The organism is Vibrio sp. Vb1554 (assembly GCF_033344235.1).
Genome location: NZ_JAWPOJ010000452.1, coordinates 1 through 1,050 on the forward strand (window position 1 = coordinate 1; position 1,050 = coordinate 1,050).

Consider the following 1,050-nt stretch of genomic DNA (forward strand, 5'->3'; position numbering starts at 1 on the left):
GACCGCACTTATTTGAGTGCGGTCGTTGTATGTGTTTATGTGATTAGTTCTGATTCACTCTGTTGCAATTTCGACCTGCTTTTTTAGCTTTATACAATGCCGCATCCGCCAGTTTGATGACTTCAGCAGGTTCTCTTCCGTTTCTGCTGTCTGCAGCACCAAAGCTCGCCGTGACGAATACCGATTCTCTTTGCATGTCTTCGGTACCTCGGTTTTGCTGGCCTTGCTTGTGATCGTCAGGGCGAGAGGCTTTGTCACGGAGGATCATTTCATATTCAGCGATAGCTTTACGAGCTTCTTCTATATATTGGCGACAATCTTCAACGTTTTTTCCCTTGAAGACCATGGTGAATTCTTCGCCGCCGAAGCGATAAACCTTTGCACCACCACGTGTTTTCATCAATCTTGAAGCCACCATTTTGAGCACATCATCGCCGATGTCATGCCCGTACGTGTCGTTAAATTTCTTGAAGTGGTCGACATCGAGCATTGCAATTGTGAATTTTCTGCCCATGTGTTTTAGATCTAAATCTAATGCTCTGCGGCTTGGAATCTGCGTTAGGCTGTCAGTAAACGCAAGTTGGTGACTCGCCGAGGTTGAATAGATGATGATGAGCAGACCAGTAAGCGTAAACATGGTGCTGGAAATGTACTGCACATCAAAGAAGATGAATGTCGCGGAGGCCAAAGCCATTGCAGAATAGGTCATCGCATGGATGATTTTGTTGGTTTTCAGCAGCAGAATACCAAGAAAGCACACAATACCAACACAATACAAAACAAGAATAAACGGCAGCTTAGATACGCTAGGCACAATGAACAAAATGCCGCTGGTCCATTGCTCAAAGCCACCATCAACGTAATATGCCAAGATGATGTAGGACCACAAGATGAACATCACCAGCATCAAAACATAGATGAACATTGCTTTTGAATCGAATCCATCTTTGTTGAACAGAAAGACCGTCAAAAAGGAGACAGGAAGCAGGGTAGCGAGAATAGTGAGTTCTAATAACGCGGTTCCGCTGTTTAAAGGGACTTGCAATCGAT

At 44.6% G+C, this 1,050-nt stretch carries 1 protein-coding gene; it reads right to left on the bottom strand.

Going from position 1 to position 1,050, the window contains the following annotated elements; all coding sequences use genetic code 11:
- Nucleotides 1–43: 43 nt before the first annotated feature.
- Nucleotides 44–1,050 (bottom strand): GGDEF domain-containing protein (locus R8N28_RS26985; protein ID WP_318183889.1); only part of this gene is annotated, 1,007 nt, incomplete at its 5' end.